1 protein-coding gene is annotated in these 291 nt (G+C 44.3%); it reads left to right on the top strand.

What is annotated here, in order from left to right; all coding sequences use genetic code 11:
• On the top strand, positions 1–291 hold a 291-nt coding region (locus tag HC176_RS19085; protein WP_167920539.1), incomplete at both ends, for a M24 family metallopeptidase.

Here is a 291-nt window from a genome sequence, read left to right as displayed (position 1 = left end):
AGCAATGTAAAGAGGGAGAGCTAATTTTACTTGACACCGGTGCCGAATATGCCAATTATGCCAGTGATCTTTCCCGAACTATTCCTGTTTCGGGGAAATTTACTAAACGCCAAAAAGAGGTCTACAATGCTGTGAACAGGGTCAAAAACGATGCTACAAAGATGCTCGTACCCGGTGCAGATTGGGCTGAATATCATAAGGAAGTGGGAAAACTAATGACATCAGAATTGCTGGGTCTGGGACTACTCGATAAAGCCGATGTTCAAAATGAGGATCCTGATTGGCCGGCAT

It is taken from the genome of Tamlana crocina (assembly GCF_012037625.1).
The sequence above is the reverse complement of the archived record's forward strand: the minus strand, read 5'-3'. Positions and strand labels throughout refer to the sequence as shown.